Genomic DNA, 17,317 nt, shown 5'->3' with positions numbered 1-17,317 from the left:
AGATGCGATGACGAGCAACGACACGCCCGCGGGCGCGGCAGGTCTCGGGATGTGGGGAAATCTCGGGATCTGGATCGCATTCGGCGCCGCCGCCGGCCTCCTCGCCGGGGTTTTCCTGGACAACGTCGGTCTCGGTGTCGGGCTGGGCCCGGCCGTGGGTGTGGCCGCCTGGGCCGTCTTCATCGCGCCGCGAAGGAATGCCCGCGGCGAATCTTGAGCGTCGCGCCCTCTCGGCAGGCCGCGCTGGGGAACGAGGGGCCGCAGATCGCGAACATCTGGCGCCCAAACTCGGCTCCGGCGCGTGTTTCGTGAAGCCTTGCTGGCAGGGTTTCGAGCTTCGGGTGCTCTGGCACATGCGCGGCTGTGCCACCGCTCTCGTGCGATGGTCCGGCCCGTGGATTTTCTGACGGCGGTCGGGCTGGGGCTCGACTACAGCGATCTGCGATTCGGCAGGACGACCCAAGCGTGGCTGGACGCCGGTGGTGAGCTGAAAAGGCATGTGGCGGAAGCCCTCGATGGTCTCGACTCGCAGGTGGAGCTTGTCGGCTCCTCGTCGGTTCTCGGTCTGCTTGCCAAGCCGATCATTGATCTCGCTGTCGGCCTCACCGCCGAGCAGTCGATGTCGTCGGTGACGGCAAGGCTGGAGGCCGCGGGGTGGATCTATCGGGGTGACGCAGGCGATCAAGGAGGTCGCGTTTTCGTTCTTGAGTGCCGGCCGTGGCATCGAGTCGCCCATCTGCACGTCGTTGACCACGACGGCGATCAGTGGCGAGCGTACCTGCGCTTTCGGGAGGTCCTTCGTCGCAGTTCGCAGGCCCGGGAACGCTATGAAGCGGTGAAACGGGGGTTGGCTGAGCGGAGACCCGTCGACCGGAGGGCATATACCGACGGCAAGACCGCGGTCGTGACGGCGATTCTCGATGATTCCGGGTTCTCGCTGACGAATCGCCGCACCCTCAGGAAGATCCGCACGCACGGTCCCGCCACCGGCGTGTCGGTCACCGTCAGCCGATACCGCGAATGAACTCGAGACGACGACTTCAAGCACGCAGGACACACGCCCACGTCGCCGCGCACAGCAGCCGTGAGGACCAGATCATCGTCGAGACACACCGCTTCGATCTCGATGCCGGCCAGATGAGGAACAAGTTGCTCGACGGCGTCACACAGCCGGACAACGACTCATCGCCCCGCGTCCATCACACAGTTCGCGCCAGAGCCCCAAACTCGCGAACGAAGCCAGCCGGCGATCGGTCAGTGGGGCGGCGCCACCGAGTACGTGAGGTAGGCGAACGGGCCGCGGCGTTCCAGGGCCGTCAGGGTCAGGCGGGATGACGTGAGGCGGCGGGGGAGGACCGGGGCGCCCGCGCCGAGGGTCACCGGGGCGACGCCGAGGATGACCTCGTCGAGCAGGCCGGCGTCGGCGAACGCGCCGGCCAGTTCGCCGCCGCCGACGATCCAGATGTTCCTGCCGGCCGCGGCCTCCGTCATCGCGGCGTGGATCGGGCGGACGTCGCCCTGCACGAAGTGCACCGTGGAGCCGGTCAGGGGCGGCAACTGCCGGTGGGTGAACACCCAGGACGAGACGTCGCCGTAGTAGTCACGCCACTTCTGGGGCTGGTCGCCCAGTTTCTCGTGGGCGAACACCCACTCGTAGGTGGTGGCGCCCATCGCGAACGCGCCGACGTCGGCGAAGAACGTGGCGAAGGGCTGCGCGCCGTTCTCGTCGTCGCGGCCGTCGCCGGTCTCGAAGAGCCAGTCGAGCGAGTTGTGCTCGTCGGCGATGTAGCCGTCGATGGAGGTGGCGGTGTAGTACTGCGTCTTCGGCATGCTCGGCACGATGCCACCCGGGTGTGACAGAAACGGCCGGTCCGGTTGGCTGGAGCGGGGCGCAGCGGGCACCATGGGTCTTCCCCGTTCGAGGTCCTCCGCCACGGTCACCGGACGGCCTGGTCAGCACGTCTAGCTAGTGAGACGGGGTGCGGAGAGGGTTGAGCCGGTGACCGAAGACCTGCGTGCGTTGCTGCGGGCCGAACTGAACAACGAGCGGCCGCCGCCGCTGGGCGACGTGGTGGGCGCCGCGCTGCGCGACGGGCGCCGGGCGCAGCGTCGCCGGCGCCGCGTGAGGTCGGTGGCGGCGGGCTCCGTGGGCGTGCTCGCGGTGGTGCTGGCCGGCGGGGTGGCCGCCTATTCGGAACCTCGCCGGTCGATACCGGCGGCCGATTCCGTGGCGGCGGCGTCACCGGCTGCGACCTCGGTTCCCGTTCCGCTGGGGCATGCCGCCCAGAAGGCCGCGGCGTCTCCCGGATCTGTGCCAGTCAGCCCGACCGCCCCCACGACCCGGGCCCCCGGGCGTACGTTGGCGATCCACAGCGGCGTCGAACGGGCCGCGGGAGCGCGCGAGAAAGCGACAACGGGGGCCATGCTTCATCTCTTGACGCAGTTGTTGCCGGCGGGGCGGTTGAGCAACGCGGCCGCGTCCGGCACCGGCGACCGGTACGTGCAGCTCTACCTCGACCGCGGCGACGGTCCCGGCATGGTGCGGCTCGTGGTCGGGCAGCTTCCGGCCGAGGGCGCCCGCCCGCCCCGCGGCGGCACGGCGACGGTGTCGATCGAGCACGTCCCCGGCAACTGCCTGCAGGACACGGTGGCGGTCTCGCGCTGGCCCGACGGCACCGCCGTGCAGCTCGACGTCGCGTCCTGCCTGGCCGGTGACGGCCGCACCAACCCGCCCGGCCGGCCCGTCCTGTCCGCCGACGAGGCCGCCCGGATCGCGGCCGACCCGCGGTGGGGCGTCACGATGGACGCGGGCCTGGTCAAGGCCGGCAACGCCCGCTTCGGCCGGGTCCCGGTGTTCGGCTCGTGACCGACGACGAGCAGTTCGCCGAGTTCGCCCACGCTCACGCCGAACGCCTGCGCACCACCGCGTTCATGCTCTGCCGCGACTGGCACCTGGCCCAGGACCTGACCCAGACCGCGCTCACCAAGCTGTTCCTGAGCTGGCTCCGCGCCGTGCAGGCCGACAACCTGATGGCGTACGCGCAGAAGATCCTGCTCCGGGTCTTCCTCGACCACCGCCGCCGCCGCTCGTCCAGCGAGTCCACGACGGCGGTCATGCACGAGCCGGCCTACCGTGAGAGCCCCGAGCTCCGGCTCACCATGCTGGACGCCTTGGCCCACCTGCCCGAACGCGACCGCGCGATCGTGGTCCTGCGCTACTTCGAGGACTACAGCGTCGACCGCGTGGCCGACGTCCTCGAACTGCCGGTCAGCGTCGTCAAGAGTCAGACCCGCCGTTCCCTGGCCAAGCTGCGCGAGTTGCTGGCCGAGGACCAACTGGCCCTCTTCGCCGGTTGAGCAACCCGGCCGGATAGCCTTTTCCGCATGTCAGTGCGGCCCATCAGAATCTTCGGCGACCCGGTCCTGCGCACCGAGGCCGACCCGGTCACCTCGTTCGACGCCGGGTTGCGAGCCCTGATCGACGACCTCGAGGACACGGTTCGCGAGCCCGGCCGGGCCGGCGTCGCCGCGCCCCAGATCGGCGTGAGCCTGCGGGCCTTCTCGTACAACGTCGACGGCGTCATCGGCCACCTGATCAACCCGGCGCTGACCGAGTTCGAGGGCGAGCAGGACGACGACGAGGGCTGCCTGTCCATCCCCGGCCTGTACTTCCCGACGAAGCGGGCCCTGTCGGTGACCGCGACCGGCTTCGACCGCAACGGTGAGCCGCTGACCATCCACGGCACCGGCTTCCTGGCCCGCGCCCTGCAGCACGAGACGGACCACCTGAACGGCACTCTCTACATCGACACCCTCACCGGCGACGTCCGCCGCCAGGCCCTGCGCGAGCTGCGCCGGGTCCGTCCCGCCCCGCCCGCCCGCTGACCGCTCGCGGCGTGCGGGTGCCCTGAACCTGGCCGGTCATCCCGGCGGGGCGACCGGAGAACGATCAGCAGCCCGGCGGCAAGCGTGGACCTCGTACGGTGGGGGCCCGGCGCACCGAGGGGGTCCGATGGACGACACCAGCACCGACCAGCTGCGTCAGTCCGTTGTGCTCGCCACCATGCCTCTGATCGGCGAGTACGACACCAGCACCGACCAGCTGCGTCAGTCCGTTGTGCTCGCCACCATGCCTCTGATCGGCGAGTACGACACGTTGACCACCGCGCGGATAGCGGAGGCGGCGGGCATCGGCGAGGCCGAGTTGCTGGCCGTCTTCCCCGACAAGGAAGCGGTCCTGCGGGCCTGTGTGGCCATGATGACGGCGCAGATGAGCGCGATGTTCGACGCCACCGCGGAGTTGGCGAGGCTGGACGCGATCCGCGTGGATCAGCCGCTGGCCGATCGCCTGGCCGAGGTGCTCGGCGTCATCGACGACTACCACCGCCGCGTCCGGGCCGAGATGGCTGCCTTCGAAGAGGGCATCCGCGCGGGCACGGCAACCGCCGTCGCGGCCGGCGCCCGGTCGTCGGCCGATGAAAACATCCGGTTCATGAGCGCCCAGCCAGAAGCCCGGCGGGCCGTGGCGCGGCTGCTGCAGCCGGAGGCCGAACGCCTGCGGCTGCCCGTCATAGCCCTCGCCGAGGCCTTCCTCATGCTGTGCCAGATGGCAGCGCCGACCCGGGAGAAAGACAGGTCGCCCCTGTCACCCGGCCAGGTCATCGACCTCTTCCTGGGTGGCGCCCTGACAGCCGCCTGACCGATCAGGTCGTTGACCTCTTCCTGACCGCCGGCTCACCGATCAGGTCGTCTGCCCTCTCCTCGGTGCACCGACCGGCTGCCGACGCCGGTATCGCTTCCTGTCCCCCCGGACCGTCGGTAGCGCGTGGCCTATCCTGTGCCGATGCCGACCGGGATCGTCTTCGAGACCCACTCCTGGAGCGAGGACAACGACCGCGGGATCGCAACCGGCTGGCTGCCCGGCCGGTTGTCGGAACGTGGCCGGCAGCTGGCCACCGAACTGGGGCAACGCCGGCGCGACGACGGCATCGCGGCGGTCTTCACCTCCGACCTGCGCCGGGCGGCCGAGACCGCGGAGATCGCGTTCGCGGGCAGCGCGATCCCGGTCCTCCACGATTGGCGGCTCCGCGAGTGCGACTACGGCACGGGCAACGGCATGCCGGGCGCCGAACTGCACGAGCACCGCGAGTGGTACCTGGACCAGGCGTATCCCGGTGGGGAGAGCTGGCGGCAGGCGGTCGAACGCGTCGGCCGCTTCCTGACCGACGTGCCGACCCGCTGGGAGGGCGAGCGCATTCTGGTCATCGGCCACGTCGCGACCCGCTGGGCACTGGACCACCTGATCGACGGGATTCCGCTGGAGCAGCTCATCGCGGCCGATTTCGGCTGGCGCGAAGGCTGGGAGTACCAGCTGCAGTCGCCGTAACCGGACCCCCGGATCGGCAAGGGTTCTGAGCGTCCAACCAGACTGAGGCGCCGCCCTCGGTGCGAAGAGAGAAACGGGATCCATCCTAGGATGCTTGGCGCGCCGAGATCGAAGGCACAGCGGAAGAGCGACCCTGCGGGCCGCCCTCAACACCGAACCTCGTACAGGCCCACTCCGCCGGCGACGAGCCGGTCGGCTCGCCGGCGGGTCAGTTGCCGAAGCCCGCGACGGTGAACCCGGCGAAGCCGATCGCGGCGAGCGCCGTCGCGGCGGCGAGCGCCTGGAGCCGCACCCGGTGGGTTGGTGCGATGAGCAGGATCAGGGTGACGCCGAGGACGGCCTCGATCGCGGCGGTCTGCAGGCTGTCGGTCCGGTAGTGTGGTCCGCCGCCGGGGTTGTCGCTGCGGTTGACGAGCATGGCCGCTTCGGCGAGCAGCACCGCGCCAGGCATGGCAATGGCGACGACCCGCAGCCACGGTCGCGCGTCGCGGCTCAGCCCACCGGCTGCGCCGAAGAGAGCGCCGGCGAGGACTCCGAGGAACAGCCACATCCTCGCCGTCGGGGACCACAGGATCTGGGCGTTGTCGTTCAGCAGGACGACCGCCGCGAGGTAGTACGCCTCGACGGCGACGACCAGCAGCACGATTCCGGCGAGAGCGGACCGCCACCAGCCGGCGCGTAGCCACCGGCCGATGCCGAACGCGCCGAGCGCCCAGACGGCACTGGAGTTCGCCAGGTTCGCCCAGGGATACGGCAGACTGCGCTGGAGCAGCAGGTCTACCACGCCGAGCAGAATCCCGCAGGCCACCGTGGTCAGGACCGTGGCGGTCAGGCCGCGGTGCGGCCGTCGTACCTCATGGTCGATTGTCGTCATGAGGACAGACTGTCAAACCGCACCGCACACGACATCGATCTTGAGGCCATCATCGCGATACCTGAGAACCGGTTGCCGGCACCTGAGGAGGAGGCCGCCGCCCGGGTCCCGAGTCGATCATCGGATCATGGTCGATGTGTTGGAAACCGCGGTGCGGCACGCCGCGTCGCTGACGGTGGATCCCGCAGCGATAGCCGCCAATGTCCAGATCGTGCGCAGCCGGACCCGAGCTCAGGTCATGGCGGTGGTGAAGGCGGATGGTTTCGGTCACGACGCGGTGGACGTGGCCCGCGCCGCACTGGACGGCGGTGCCACCTGGCTCGGCGTGACGAGTCTGGCCGAGGCGATGCCGCTGCGCGAAGCGGGTCTGCGGGCACCCGTGTTGAGCTGGCTCAATCCCGTCGAGGTGGACGTCGCCGCCGCCGTACACCATGACATCGACCTGACCGTCGCGAGCGTCGCCCACCTGGACCGTATCGCCGCTCACGGCGGCCGGGCGCGGGTACACCTGCATCTGGACACCGGGCTGGCCCGCGACGGTGCGCCACCGGCGGACTGGGATGCGCTGTGCGCGTCGCTGCGGCGCGCCGAGATCGCAGGCCACGTCCGCGTCGTCGGGGTGATGGGTCACCTGGCATGTGCCGACGATCCGGCGGATGCGGCCAACCGCGCGGGCAGAGCGGCATTCCTGCGTGGTTGCGCGCTCGCGCACCGTCACGGCCTGCGCCCGTCGCTGCGGCATCTCGCTGCGACGGCTGCCGCACTGACGGATCCGGCCAGTCACTTCGAACTGGTCCGGGTGGGCGCCGGGCTCGTCGGCATCGATCCGTCCGGCCGGACGGCGCTACGGCCCGCGATGACCTTGACGGCACCCGTCGTGGCAGTGCGCGAGGTGACGGCCGGCACACCGGTGGGGTACGGCCACACGTGGCGGGCGCCCCGGCGGACCACGCTCGCACTGGTGCCGATCGGCTACGCCGATGGGCTTCCCCGAGCCGCTGTTCCGGGCGGGCAGGTGCTCGTCCGCGGTGAACGCCGGCCGATCGTCGGCCGGATGTCGATGGACCAGTTCGTCGTCGACGTGGGGGAGACTGACGTGGGGGAGACGGCGGTGATACCCGGAGAGGTCGTCACCGTGTTCGGGCCGGGGGATGCCGGCGAGCCGACCGTGGCGGACTGGGCGCGCTGGGCGGGCACCATCGAGCACGAGGTCGTGACGGGCGTCGGCAGCCGGGTCCGCCGCACAGCACGCGAGCTGGCGGCGTGGTGACGCCGATCCGGGTCGCGGTCATCGGTGGCGGCCGCAGCGGGGAGCACGACGTCTCCCTGGCGTCGGCGGCCGCCGTCGCCAACGCCCTCGACCCCGGTCGCTACGACGTCGTTCGGCTCACCATCGAGCGCGACGGCCGGTGGCGGGAGGGCGCGGGTCCGGTCGTGAATCTGGCCGCGGCGGTCAAGGTGCTGGCCGGCTGCGACGTGGCTGTGCCCATGGTCCACGGCCTGCGGGGCGAGGACGGCAGTCTCGCGGCGCTCCTGGAGTTCGCCGGCGTGCCCTACGCGGGTTCCGGGGTGCAGGCCGGTGCCCTCGCCATGGACAAGTGGGCCACGAAGGTGATCGCCGAGGCTGAGGGCATCGCGACAGCCCCTGGAGTGGTGCTGACCGCGGCCACCGCCGAGCAGTACCGATGGACCGGCCCGGTCGTGGTCAAGCCGGTCGCCGCCGGGTCCAGTCAGGGGGTCACCCTGGTGTCCGAGCCGGCCGGTCTGGGCCCGGCGGTGCGGTCAGCGCTGTCGTTCGACGATCGGATCCTGGTGGAGGACGTGATCACGGGCCGGGAGATCGACGTGGCGGTACTCGGCCGCGCGGACGGGACCCGGGTGGTGTCACCGGCGCTGGAGATCGCGGTCGACGGCTTCTTCGACTACACAGCGAAGTACGACGGATCCGCGCGGTTCCTCGTACCCGCGCCGCTGACGACGGACGAGCGGGCGGCGCTGGAACACGCGGCGCTGTTGATGTACGAAGCGCTGGGCTGCGGCGGTGTCGCCCGGATCGACTTCTTCCTGACGCCGGCCGGGCCGGTGCTCAACGAGGTCAACACCGCGCCGGGATTCACCGAGCACTCGCAGGTGCCGAGAATGTTCGCCGCGGCCGGGACGGCGTACCCGATGTTGCTCGACCTGCTCGTCGGTGACGCGCTGGCCGGGCGGTCGTGAGGAGCGACGGACTGGATCTGTTGCGCGGTATCGCGGTCGCTCTGGTCATCCTGCGACACACCTGGCCGGGCGTGTTCACCGGTGCGGGGGTGACCGGAGTGGTGATGTTCTTCGCGCTCAGCGGCTACCTCATCACCGGCGTGCTGGAGCGCGACCTGGCCCGTCACGGCAGGGTGCGGTTGCGGCGCTTCTACCTGCGCCGGGCCCGGAGGCTGGTGCCCGCGCTGGTCGTGCTGGTGACGGCTGTCGCCGTGGTCACCATCGTGGTCGATCCGTTCGGCGACCGGGCGCTGCTGCACCGTACGGTGCTGGCCGCGTTGACCTTCACCGGCGATCTCCCGTTCGGGCATGGTAGCGACGCCACCTTCCACCTCTGGACCCTCGCCGTCGAGGAGCAGTTCTACCTGCTGTGGCCCGTGCTGGTCGCCGTGGCCTGGCGACGGGGCAGCCTGACCCGGCTGTTGGTGGCCGCCACCATCGTTGCGCTACTGACATGCGCGCTGACCGTGGCCTGGCTGCACACTGCGCCCGATGCCGCCTACTCGCTGCCGACGACCTGGGCGGCGTGCTTCCTCTCCGGTTCGGCGGTACGGATCCACCAGGCCCGGCTCTGCGTACCCGGATGGGCCCCGGCGGTGGCTCTTGCCGCCCTGGCCGTGCTCAGCATGCTTCCATTGCGGGGTCACGTTCTCACCTATCTGCTGGGAGGTCCGGTCATCGCCGCGCTCACGGGGGCCCTGGTGCTGCACTGGCGCCGGTGGACCAGCGTGCACCACACTGCGCTGCGCCCGCTGGTGTGGCTAGGCACCGTCTCCTACGGCGCGTACCTGTGGAACTATCCGCTCACGCTGCTGCTGCGGCCGCTGGGCGGGCCGGTCGCAGCCATCCTCGCGATCAGCGGGACGATCCTGGCCGCGGCCCTCAGTTGGCACCTCGTCGAGCGGCCCGTCATGCGCCTGCGGCGGCGGACCCCGGCATGATGCGCCGGTGGTTGGCGGATCTGACGGCGGGCTCCGGCATGATGCGCGGGTTGCTGCCGGATCTGACGGCGGGCCTGGTCGTGTTCCTGCTGGCGGTGGCCGAGCTGGTGGGGAGCCGGCCACCCTCGGTGGGAGTGGCTCCCGACGGTCTCGCCGTGGCGGCGGGCACCGCGGCCGCGATCGGCGCGATCCGGCGGGCGCCGGGGCCGGCCGTCCTGCTGGTGTGGGCAACGGTAAGCCTTCAGCTGTGGGCCGTGCTGCGCGACAGCGTCACCGCTCCGGTCCTGCTCACCCAGGCGGCCGTGCTCGTCATCATCTTCGGCGCCGCGCGGTGGGGTGGTTCCATGACGCTGGTGTTCAGCGGACTGTCGCTGACTGTCGGCGCGTACATCGCCGTGCGGTTCCTCGACAACGCCATCGTCGACGCGCTCTTCGGGGTGACCGATCTGGACCGGCTGGCCGACGGGCTCAGCCTCCTCGGCGAGGACTGGCGGCTGAGCGCCACCGGCGTGCTCACCCTGGTGCTCTTCGTGCCGTGGTTGCTGGGCCTCGCCGTGCGGATCTCGCAGGATGCCCGTACCCGGGCCGCGTCGGCGCACACCGAGATCGTCCGGGCCGAGGCGGGCCGCGCGCAGGCCCAGCAGATCGCCGAACTCCGCGAGCAACAGGCCCGCCTGGCCCGCGACGTGCATGACGTGGTGGGGCACTCCTTGACCGTGATCCTCGCCCAGGCGGAGTCGGCGCAGTACCTGCCCGATGACCCGGCCGCACTCAAGACCACCTTCGCCACGGTCGCCACCTCCGCGCGCCGATCCCTGCACGACATCCGTGAGGTGCTCACCGCCACCCGCGACGTGCCAGCCGCCGGGGAACTGGACCGGCTGATCGACGACCTCGCCTCGGGCGGACTGGACATCATCTCGACCCAGGCCGGTACGCCGTTGCCGCTGGCGCCGCATCAGGCCACCGCCGCCGTCCGTGCCTTGCAGGAGATGCTGACCAACGCCATCAGGCACGGCCGTCGGGGCGGCGCGATCGTCGTCCACCGGCACTGGCCGCACCGGCCCGGCGAAACCGATCTGAGCATCGAGGTCCGCAACGGCGCGGAAGCGGATACGCCGTTCAGCCCCGGGCGCGGACTCACCGGCATGCGCGAACGCCTGCAGGCCGTCGGCGGGCGGCTGGAGGCCGAGAGACGCGGCGACGTCTTCGCCGTCACCGCCCGGATCCCCGTGAGCAGGCAGCCGTGACACCGCCCATCCGCGTCCTGCTGGCAGACGATCAGGAACTCTTCCGCGCCGGTCTCAAAGTCATCATCGATGCGCAGGACGGCATGACCGTCGTCGGTGAGGCCGCCGACGGCGCCGAGGCCGTGCGCCGGACCGACGAACTGCACCCGGACGTCGTTCTGATGGATGTGCGCATGCCGGCCGTCGACGGCGTCGAAGCAACCCGGCAGATCCTGTCGCCGCAGCGGACCGAGGAACGGCAGCATGTCGTGCGCGTCCTCATTCTCACCACCTTCGACCTCGACGACCGGGCAGCGGCCGCCATCCGGTACGGCGCCAGTGGATTCCTGCTCAAGGACGCGACACCGGCCATGCTCCGCGACGCGATCCGCAGCGTGCACATCGGCAACGCCGTGCTCGCCCCCGCGGAACTGTCGACGTTGATAGAGGCGCAGTTCCCGGCACACTCACCGGTCCCCGACGCCTACCTCAGCCTGACCGAGAAGGAACGCGCGATATTTGTTGCCGTGGCGAAAGGCCTGTCCAACGTCGAGATCGCCGCACACGTGTTCGCCGGCGAGTCCACGGTCAAAACCCACGTCGGGGCGATTCTGCGCAAGCTGTCCCTGCGTGATCGCGTACAGATCGTGGTGTTCGCGCATGAACACGGCTTGGTCCACAAGGGCAACTGAGGGGGTGTGCGGCCGATCGCCCACGACCGACGAGCTGCTCGCGGCGTAGCTACGAAGCCGGCCTCAGGACGCAGAACGGGTTGCCTTCCGGATCGGCCATGACGGCCCACGCGACGTCGCCCTGGCCGACGTCGGCCGGTCTCGCGCCGAGGGCTTCGAGCCGGGCGATCTCGGCCGGCTGGTCCTCGGCGCGGTACGGCAGCAGGTCGAGGTGGACGCGGCCGGGCTCGCCGGTGGTGCGGATGAATTCCAGGTAGGGCCCGACGCCCTGGGCGGAGCGCAACGACGCGAAGTCGTCGTTGGCCGCGTGCGTGGTCCAGGCGGTGGCCTCGCCCCAGAACCGGGCCTGGGCGCGCGGGTCGGCACAGTTGACGACGACCGCGGCGATCGGACCGGTCTGGTCGTAGGGGTAGTTCTCCCGGGGTTCCAGCACGCAGAACAGGTTGCCTTCGGGGTCGGCCAGCACAACCCACGGCACGTCGCCCTGGCCGATGTCGGCCGGTGTCGCGCCGAGCTCCCGGAGGCGGGCGACCAGCTCGGCCTGATGCGCCTCGGAGCGGGTGGCGAGGTCGAGGTGCACGCGGTAGCGAATCGGTTCCGGGTCTTCGACGATGACGAAGTCGATGCAGACGGCGCTGGGGTCGGGCCAGTCGAAGTTCGCGGGCGTGACGTTGGTGACGCCGGGTCCTTCTTCCTGGGAGGTGACCCAGCCGAGGGCGTCGGCCCAGAATTGGCCGAGCGCCACGTTGTCCCTGGCCTTGAAGTTCACCTGAGGGAGTCGCATCGCCATGCCGTCCACCTTAGGGTCCACTCTGCTGGCCGCCGCGATCGAGGTCGCCGAGGCGGGCATGGCGGCCGGGGAGTTGCCGATCGGCGCCGTGGTCGAGACGGGCGGCGAGATCATCGCGAGCGCGTACACCCGCGACGTCTCGCTGGGGCGGCGGCTCGTGCACGCCGACCTGCTGGCGATGACCGCGGCCGACGAGGCGCTGGGCTGGCGGCCGCGAAAGCACCCCCTGCGCCTGGCCGTCAATCTGGAGCCGTGCCTGATGTGTCTGGGCGCGGCGATGGCGTTGAAGGTCGACGAGGTGTACTACGGGCTGGAGTCACCCGCGGACGGCGGGAGCGCCGCGGTGGCGGCTCGGCCGGTGAGCGCCGATCTGCCCTGGTACCGCCCGCCGGTCATCGTCGGCGGTCTGCGCCGCGACGAGGTGCGCGACCAGTTCCGCCGCTACTGCGACCGCGCGCCCGAGTCGGGATTCCGCCGGTGGGCGGCGACGCTCGCGGGGTGACCAACGGGGAGCGGCGACGCTCGCGGCATGACGAACGGTGGGCGGCGAGGCTTACAGGATGACGAACTCGGGCGGGTCGTGGCGCAGGAAGTCGTGGTGGGAGATGTCCCAGCCGTAGGCGCCGGTGCGGCCGAAGACGAGCAGGTCGCGGGCGCGGACCGAGGCGACGTGCTGCCCGCGGCTGAGGACGTCGCGCGGGGTGCAGAGTTCGCCGACGGCGTCCACGGCCGTGTCGGTGGCGGCGGGGCGCGGGTAGGGGTGGGGCCAGTCGTCGACCGGGACGACGGTGAACGGGTGGTCGTAGCCCCACGCGGCGGGCAGGCGGAAGTGGTGGGTGCCGCCGCGGAGCACGGCGAAGGTGCGGCCGTGGTTGGTCTTCACGTCGATGACGGTGGCCGCGTACCAGCCGGCGTCGGCGGCGAGCAGGCGGCCGGGTTCGAAGACGAGGTCCACACCGGCCGGTACGGTGATCGACCGCAGCGGCGTGAGGTCGATGGTGGCGTCGGACAGGTAGTCGACGCCGAAGCCGCCGCCCACGTTGACCACGCGCGGGTTGATGCCGGTGGCCAGCGACCAGCGCAGGGACTCCCGCACGAAGGCGGCGTGGGCCTGGCCGTCGAGGTTGTTGGAGACGGCGTGCAGGTGGAACCCGATGATGCGGACGCCGGGGACCGCCAGCGCGGCCGGCAGCTGGGCCTCGTCGACGCCGAACGGGGTGGGCACGCCGGTCATCGTGTGGCTGCCGGTCAGGGCGTGGCCGGGCCGGTTGACGCGCAGCACGACCTCGGCGCCGGGGCGCAGTGCGGCGATGCGGTGCAGTTCGTGGACGCTCTCGGCGTTGATCTGCACCCCGGCGTCGAGGGCGGCGCTCAGCTCGGCGTCGGTCTTGGCCGGGCCGCCGAACACGATGCGGCGCGCGCCGGCTGCCAGCGCGAGGTTCAGCTCGCCGCCGGAGGCCACTTCCAGCCCGTCGGCGTCGGCGGCCAGGGTGGTGAGCACCGCCGGATGTCCGTTCGCCTTCACCGCGTACAGAAGGGAAGCTGGAACCGGGAGGCTCGCCCGGACCGTCGCCGTTCTCGCGCGCAGCGCGGCCGTGTCGTAGACGTAGGCGCAGACCGGGCGGGGCAGCTCGAGCAGCGCCCGGACGACGTGGTCAGGCGGGCGCATGCAGCGGGTTCCGCACGGGCACGTAGATGTCGCCCTCGCCGGCCAGCCGCATCCGCACGAGGGCCTTGTGCAGGGCGGTGGGCGCGGTGAACGCGGCGTGGTCGTCGCCGGCCGTGTGCTCGTCGAGGACGGACCGGATGATCCGCCACGCCCGGTCCTCGTCGAGGTCGAGCCGCAGCACCAGTTCGCCAAGGTGGGCCTGGAACAGCGTGTAGCCGATCTTGGCGCGGAACACGTCGAGGTCGTCGGCGCCCACCACCGAGCCGGGCCAGAGGTCGATCTCGTGGCCGCCCGCGGCGAGCCGGGGCCGGTGCAGGCGCAGACCGGCGAAGTCGCGCAGGGCCAGCCGGTGCGGGCGCCCGCCGAGGAACGTGGGCAGGCAGTTCTGCAGGTGGGCCTCGAGCGCGACGCCCTGCGCGGTGAGCCGCATCAGGGGCGGCACGACCAGTTCCGCGTACGACCGGAGCCACTCGCCCGGATCCCCGGTGACCAGTTCGCCGAGCAGCAGCGGCAGCGCCCCGCCCGGGATGGCACGCTCGCCGGGCTGGAGCCGCCCGGCGAGGCCGTCGCGGCGGATGGCCGACAGGTCGCGCCCGGACCCGACGGGCACGGCCGCGCCCGCGGTCTCGGCCATCAGGAGCAGCCGTTCCTCACCGGCGGTCAGCCGGTGCAGCAGGGCCGACACGGCCGGGCCGTTGCGGGTGCTGGCCACGCTGATGCTGCGCCGGGTCGAGGTGACCTGGATGTCGAGCGACACCTTCAGGTACTGCCCGGTGCCCGGCAGCAGCAGGGTGCGCAGGGCCGCGGTGGGGACGGCGTCGCGCTCCTCGTCCAGGATGACCAGGTCCTTGCTGCGCAGCAGGTCGCTGTAGCGCTCGGCCAGCACGTTGTCGCGCTGCCAGGCGTGGACGGGCTGCACCGCGTATCCGGCGGGCTTGGCGACCTCGGGGAAGACGTCGTCGCCGACGAGCAGCCGTTCGCGGACGGCCACGAAACCGATGCGGGTCTTCTCCGTCTCCAGGTCGTGCGCGAGGACGTCGCCGGTGTCCCAGCCGAGCCGCGTACGCCCGCAGGGGTGCAGGTTGTGCCCGGCCACGGCCAGCCGTTCCAGGCCGATGGCCTGCTCGTCCGGGTCGTCGCCGACCGGCGGGCGGGGCCGGGCCATCGCGATGGCCAGGTTCATCACCGCGTTGCGCAGCTCGGCCACGAACCCGGGGGCGTCGATGTCGCCCAGCAGCTCGACCGGGTCGCCGGCGCCCGCGCTCGGATACTCGACGCGGCCGAAGCCGTGCCGCTCGCCCGGGCCCATGTCCCGCAGCCCCTCGCGGACGAGAGCGCCGCGCAGCCGCCGCCCCACCGTGTCGGCCGCCTCGGGTAACGCCGCCAGGAAGCCGGGCACCAGGTGCGGGGCGTGGACGGCCAGGGCGGCCTCGGTGTGCGCGATCCGTTCCGGGCGCAGGGTCTTGTTCATGCGTGTGCCGCCATCGGGTTGGGGAGCAGGGCCCATCGGTCGTCGAGCGGATCGGTGGCCAGCCGCATCGCGGTCGTGGCCTTCACGGGCAGGGGGTCGCGAAGCAGGTGCGGGACGTCCTCGCTACCGGTGGCGCGGACGGCCCGGGCGGCAATGCCCCACAGCCGGTCCGGATCGGTTTCCAGCGTGCGGGTGAACATGGCGATCAGCTCGGCCGCGACGGTGCCGAACGCGGACGCGGCCAGCTTCGTGCGCAGCTCGGCCGGGTCGTCGCTGGGCAGGTCGCCGAGCAGCGCGGGCGGTTCCAGGCCGGAGGCGCGCAGTCGCGAGGCGCTGACCCGCACGCCCCCGAGGTCGCGGTAGAGGATGCGGGTCGGCTGGTTGCCCGCCAGCACGACCAGCGTGTTCTGGCCGTGCGCCTCCAGCGCGACGCCGCGTGCCAGCACCCGGGTCACCGGCCCGAAGAACAGGCCGGAGAACCTTTCCCACCACGCGTACGGATCCCCGACCGGCACCGGCACGGCCGCCAGCACGGCCAGTGGCACCGCCAGCTCACCCGGCCCGAGCTGCGGAGCCTCCCGGATGACGTGGGCGAGGTGGCGCTGCGGGACGCCGTCGACGACGACCGCCCCGGCGGCGATCTCGGCCAGGATCTCGATCGGCTGGTCGGCCGTGAGCCGCCGCAACAGCCGCGACAGAACGGGCCCGTTGTGCACGGCGGCCGCCGAGACGGTCCGTACCGCGCTGGTCATCTGCACGCCGACCGCGGTCTTGATGTGCGGGCCCCCGTCCACGGGCGCGACGGTACGCAACGACATCAACGGCCGGACGGGATCGGACCAGCCGTCCGGGGTGAGCCACGGGTAACGGTCGACCAGCCGGGCCGCCTGCCAGGGGTGCGCGAAGAGGATGGGCGCGGCGGTGCCGTACCAGCGGTCCCGGGGCACGCGCAGGCGTCGCAGGCGGATGACGGGGGAGTGTTCCGGGGCGTACGCGAGGACGTCGGCCACACTCATGCCGCCACGGGTGCGGCAGCAGGGGTGCAGGGGGTGCCCGTCGGTGACGAGCTGCTCGGTGCGGCCGAGCGCGTCGGCGCCACCCGGCGCGGGCAGGCGTTGCTCCGGCCGGTCGGCCCGTGCCAGCGCCAGGTTGGCGACGCTGTTGTCGATCTCGGCGACCAGGGGCACGTCAGCCCACAACAGCCGTACGAGATCCGCCGGATCCGCAACCACGCTTGTCCGGATGCCGGTGTGTTCGTCTGCACGGGCGTTGGCCGGCGCGTTGATCGTGACCTCGGCCGCGAGGCCGACCGTCGCGACGGCGAACGGGCGCGCGGCCTCGGCCGGGTAGCGCACAGTCACGACAGCCGGGGCAGGAACGGCTGCCCTGAGCTGCGCGGCGACCGCACCAGCGCCGTCGGGGGTCTCCATGTCACTGAGCACGCTCTGCGTCGCCACGACGTCGCCGCCCGTGGTCGTCGTCGCGCTCGGAAGGGCAACGGCGAAGGTCGCCTCACCGGGACGGCGGACGGTCAGGCCGGGGAGAGGCTCGCGGTCGACAGCGCCGAGCAGCCGGGCGAGAACGGCCGCGCGCGCACCGGGCAGTTCGGCGTCGTAGCGCGCGACCAGATCGGGCCGGAGGACGGCAAGGTCCTGACGTGTCCGATGCGGACCGGCGGTGTGCCGGTACGGCGCGGCGCTTCCAGAGGATCGCGGCACGCCGTCAATTCTCCGCACCGCGCCGGCAAGATCTCCTCGGGGCGGCCCGGCGTGAGCGAGAACGCAGTAACCACAGCACCATCCTAGGACGGCTTACGCGATGTGCGCCTCGACACCGGCGCACCCCACCAGCCAAAACCCTGAAAACCAAAAGGAATCAACGACATCCCCACTTCGATTCGGCCGGCCTCGTCGTGCCGAAGTAGGTCCGAGGTAGGTCCGCAGCCGGAAGTCGGTGACCGCGGGGCTATTTCGGTTGCGGGGGTGGCGGGGGCGGGGCATTGTGGGCGT

The 17,317-nt window shown here is 71.7% G+C and carries 19 protein-coding genes and 1 pseudogene; 13 read left to right on the top strand and 7 right to left on the bottom strand.

Features of this window, described 5'->3' with window-relative positions:
* Positions 1-7 precede the first annotated feature (7 nt).
* Complete coding sequence (locus LXN57_RS21445; RefSeq protein ID WP_251799954.1) at positions 8-217, top strand: hypothetical protein; 210 nt, start codon at positions 8-10, stop codon at positions 215-217.
* Between the two features lie 165 nt (positions 218-382).
* Positions 383-910, top strand: a pseudogene (locus tag LXN57_RS21440) (GrpB family protein); the annotation flags it as partial.
* Here the strand turns inward: LXN57_RS21440 and LXN57_RS48605 are convergent.
* Positions 826-1,059 carry a hypothetical protein gene (locus LXN57_RS48605; RefSeq protein ID WP_438872897.1) on the bottom strand — a complete coding sequence of 78 codons (234 nt, stop codon included), beginning with the start codon at positions 1,057-1,059 and terminating at the stop codon, positions 826-828. The pseudogene LXN57_RS21440 and the gene LXN57_RS48605 sit on opposite strands and share 85 nt — an antisense overlap.
* A gap of 195 nt (positions 1,060-1,254) precedes the next feature.
* Positions 1,255-1,830 (bottom strand): dihydrofolate reductase family protein, encoded by a 576-nt coding sequence (locus LXN57_RS21430; RefSeq protein WP_251799953.1) that lies wholly within the window; start codon positions 1,828-1,830, stop codon positions 1,255-1,257.
* Positions 1,831-1,999: 169 nt separating this feature from the next.
* On the opposite strand from LXN57_RS21430, the gene LXN57_RS21425 reads away from it, so the two are divergent.
* From LXN57_RS21425 to LXN57_RS21405, 5 genes are all read left to right on the top strand, one after another.
* Positions 2,000-2,866, top strand: a complete 867-nt coding sequence (locus LXN57_RS21425; RefSeq protein WP_251799952.1) for a hypothetical protein — start codon at positions 2,000-2,002, stop codon at positions 2,864-2,866.
* Positions 2,863-3,357 carry a sigma-70 family RNA polymerase sigma factor gene (locus LXN57_RS21420; RefSeq protein WP_251799951.1) on the top strand — a complete coding sequence of 165 codons (495 nt, stop codon included), beginning with the start codon at positions 2,863-2,865 and terminating at the stop codon, positions 3,355-3,357. The genes LXN57_RS21425 and LXN57_RS21420 overlap by 4 nt, the downstream gene beginning before the upstream one ends.
* 27 nt (positions 3,358-3,384) lie before the next feature.
* Positions 3,385-3,885 carry a peptide deformylase gene (gene def, locus LXN57_RS21415; RefSeq protein ID WP_251799950.1) on the top strand — a complete coding sequence of 167 codons (501 nt, stop codon included), beginning with the start codon at positions 3,385-3,387 and terminating at the stop codon, positions 3,883-3,885.
* A 127-nt stretch (positions 3,886-4,012) separates the two neighbouring features.
* The gene (locus LXN57_RS21410) at positions 4,013-4,699 is read left to right on the top strand and encodes a TetR family transcriptional regulator (RefSeq protein WP_251799949.1); all 687 of its coding nucleotides are present in this window, start codon (positions 4,013-4,015) and stop codon (positions 4,697-4,699) included.
* 144 nt (positions 4,700-4,843) lie between these two features.
* Positions 4,844-5,386: a histidine phosphatase family protein gene (locus tag LXN57_RS21405; protein WP_251799948.1), complete on the top strand. Its 543-nt coding sequence runs from the start codon at positions 4,844-4,846 to the stop codon at positions 5,384-5,386.
* 208 nt (positions 5,387-5,594) lie between these two features.
* Here LXN57_RS21405 and LXN57_RS21400 read toward each other — a convergent pair whose 3' ends face one another.
* Positions 5,595-6,260, bottom strand: a complete 666-nt coding sequence (locus LXN57_RS21400) for a DUF6518 family protein (protein WP_251799947.1) — start codon at positions 6,258-6,260, stop codon at positions 5,595-5,597.
* 127 nt (positions 6,261-6,387) lie between these two features.
* On the opposite strand from LXN57_RS21400, the gene alr reads away from it, so the two are divergent.
* The 5 genes from alr to LXN57_RS21375 are packed head-to-tail and all read left to right on the top strand — an operon-like array spanning position 6,388 to position 11,378.
* On the top strand, positions 6,388-7,530 hold the full coding sequence (alr, locus tag LXN57_RS21395; RefSeq protein ID WP_251799946.1) for an alanine racemase: 1,143 nt from the start codon (positions 6,388-6,390) through the stop codon (positions 7,528-7,530).
* Positions 7,524-8,477: a D-alanine--D-alanine ligase family protein gene (locus LXN57_RS21390; protein ID WP_251799945.1), complete on the top strand. Its 954-nt coding sequence runs from the start codon at positions 7,524-7,526 to the stop codon at positions 8,475-8,477. Before alr ends, LXN57_RS21390 begins: the two co-directional genes overlap by 7 nt.
* Complete coding sequence (locus LXN57_RS21385) at positions 8,474-9,457, top strand: acyltransferase family protein (RefSeq protein ID WP_251799944.1); 984 nt, start codon at positions 8,474-8,476, stop codon at positions 9,455-9,457. Before LXN57_RS21390 ends, LXN57_RS21385 begins: the two co-directional genes overlap by 4 nt.
* 11 nt (positions 9,458-9,468) lie before the next feature.
* Positions 9,469-10,707, top strand: a complete 1,239-nt coding sequence (locus LXN57_RS21380) for a sensor histidine kinase (RefSeq protein ID WP_251799943.1) — start codon at positions 9,469-9,471, stop codon at positions 10,705-10,707.
* Positions 10,704-11,378 carry a response regulator gene (locus tag LXN57_RS21375; RefSeq protein ID WP_251799942.1) on the top strand — a complete coding sequence of 225 codons (675 nt, stop codon included), beginning with the start codon at positions 10,704-10,706 and terminating at the stop codon, positions 11,376-11,378. The genes LXN57_RS21380 and LXN57_RS21375 overlap by 4 nt, the downstream gene beginning before the upstream one ends.
* A 49-nt stretch (positions 11,379-11,427) precedes the next feature.
* Here the strand turns inward: LXN57_RS21375 and LXN57_RS21370 are convergent, their stop codons facing one another.
* On the bottom strand, positions 11,428-12,168 hold the full coding sequence (locus LXN57_RS21370; RefSeq protein ID WP_251799941.1) for a VOC family protein: 741 nt from the start codon (positions 12,166-12,168) through the stop codon (positions 11,428-11,430).
* On the opposite strand from LXN57_RS21370, the gene LXN57_RS21365 reads away from it, so the two are divergent.
* Entirely contained in the window at positions 12,167-12,670 is a 504-nt protein-coding gene (locus LXN57_RS21365) for a nucleoside deaminase (RefSeq protein WP_251799940.1), read from the top strand. The genes LXN57_RS21370 and LXN57_RS21365 overlap by 2 nt on opposite strands.
* A 51-nt stretch (positions 12,671-12,721) precedes the next feature.
* Here the strand turns inward: LXN57_RS21365 and LXN57_RS21360 are convergent, their stop codons facing one another.
* Genes LXN57_RS21360 through LXN57_RS21350 form a run of 3 tightly spaced genes read right to left on the bottom strand, consistent with a single transcriptional unit; the run spans position 12,722 to position 17,026 of the window.
* Positions 12,722-13,837 carry an alanine racemase gene (locus LXN57_RS21360; protein ID WP_251799939.1) on the bottom strand — a complete coding sequence of 372 codons (1,116 nt, stop codon included), beginning with the start codon at positions 13,835-13,837 and terminating at the stop codon, positions 12,722-12,724.
* A complete protein-coding gene (locus tag LXN57_RS21355; RefSeq protein WP_251799938.1) occupies positions 13,824-15,308 on the bottom strand; it encodes an IucA/IucC family protein in 1,485 nt (494 codons plus the stop codon). The genes LXN57_RS21360 and LXN57_RS21355 overlap by 14 nt, the downstream gene beginning before the upstream one ends.
* Entirely contained in the window at positions 15,305-17,026 is a 1,722-nt protein-coding gene (locus LXN57_RS21350; RefSeq protein WP_251799937.1) for an IucA/IucC family protein, read from the bottom strand. Before LXN57_RS21350 ends, LXN57_RS21355 begins: the two co-directional genes overlap by 4 nt.
* Positions 17,027-17,317: the final 291 nt, after the last annotated feature.

It is taken from the genome of Paractinoplanes hotanensis, assembly GCF_023717965.1.
Classification (GTDB): Bacteria; Actinomycetota; Actinomycetes; order Mycobacteriales; family Micromonosporaceae; genus Actinoplanes; species Actinoplanes polyasparticus.
This window is presented reverse-complemented; position numbering and strand designations above follow the sequence as displayed.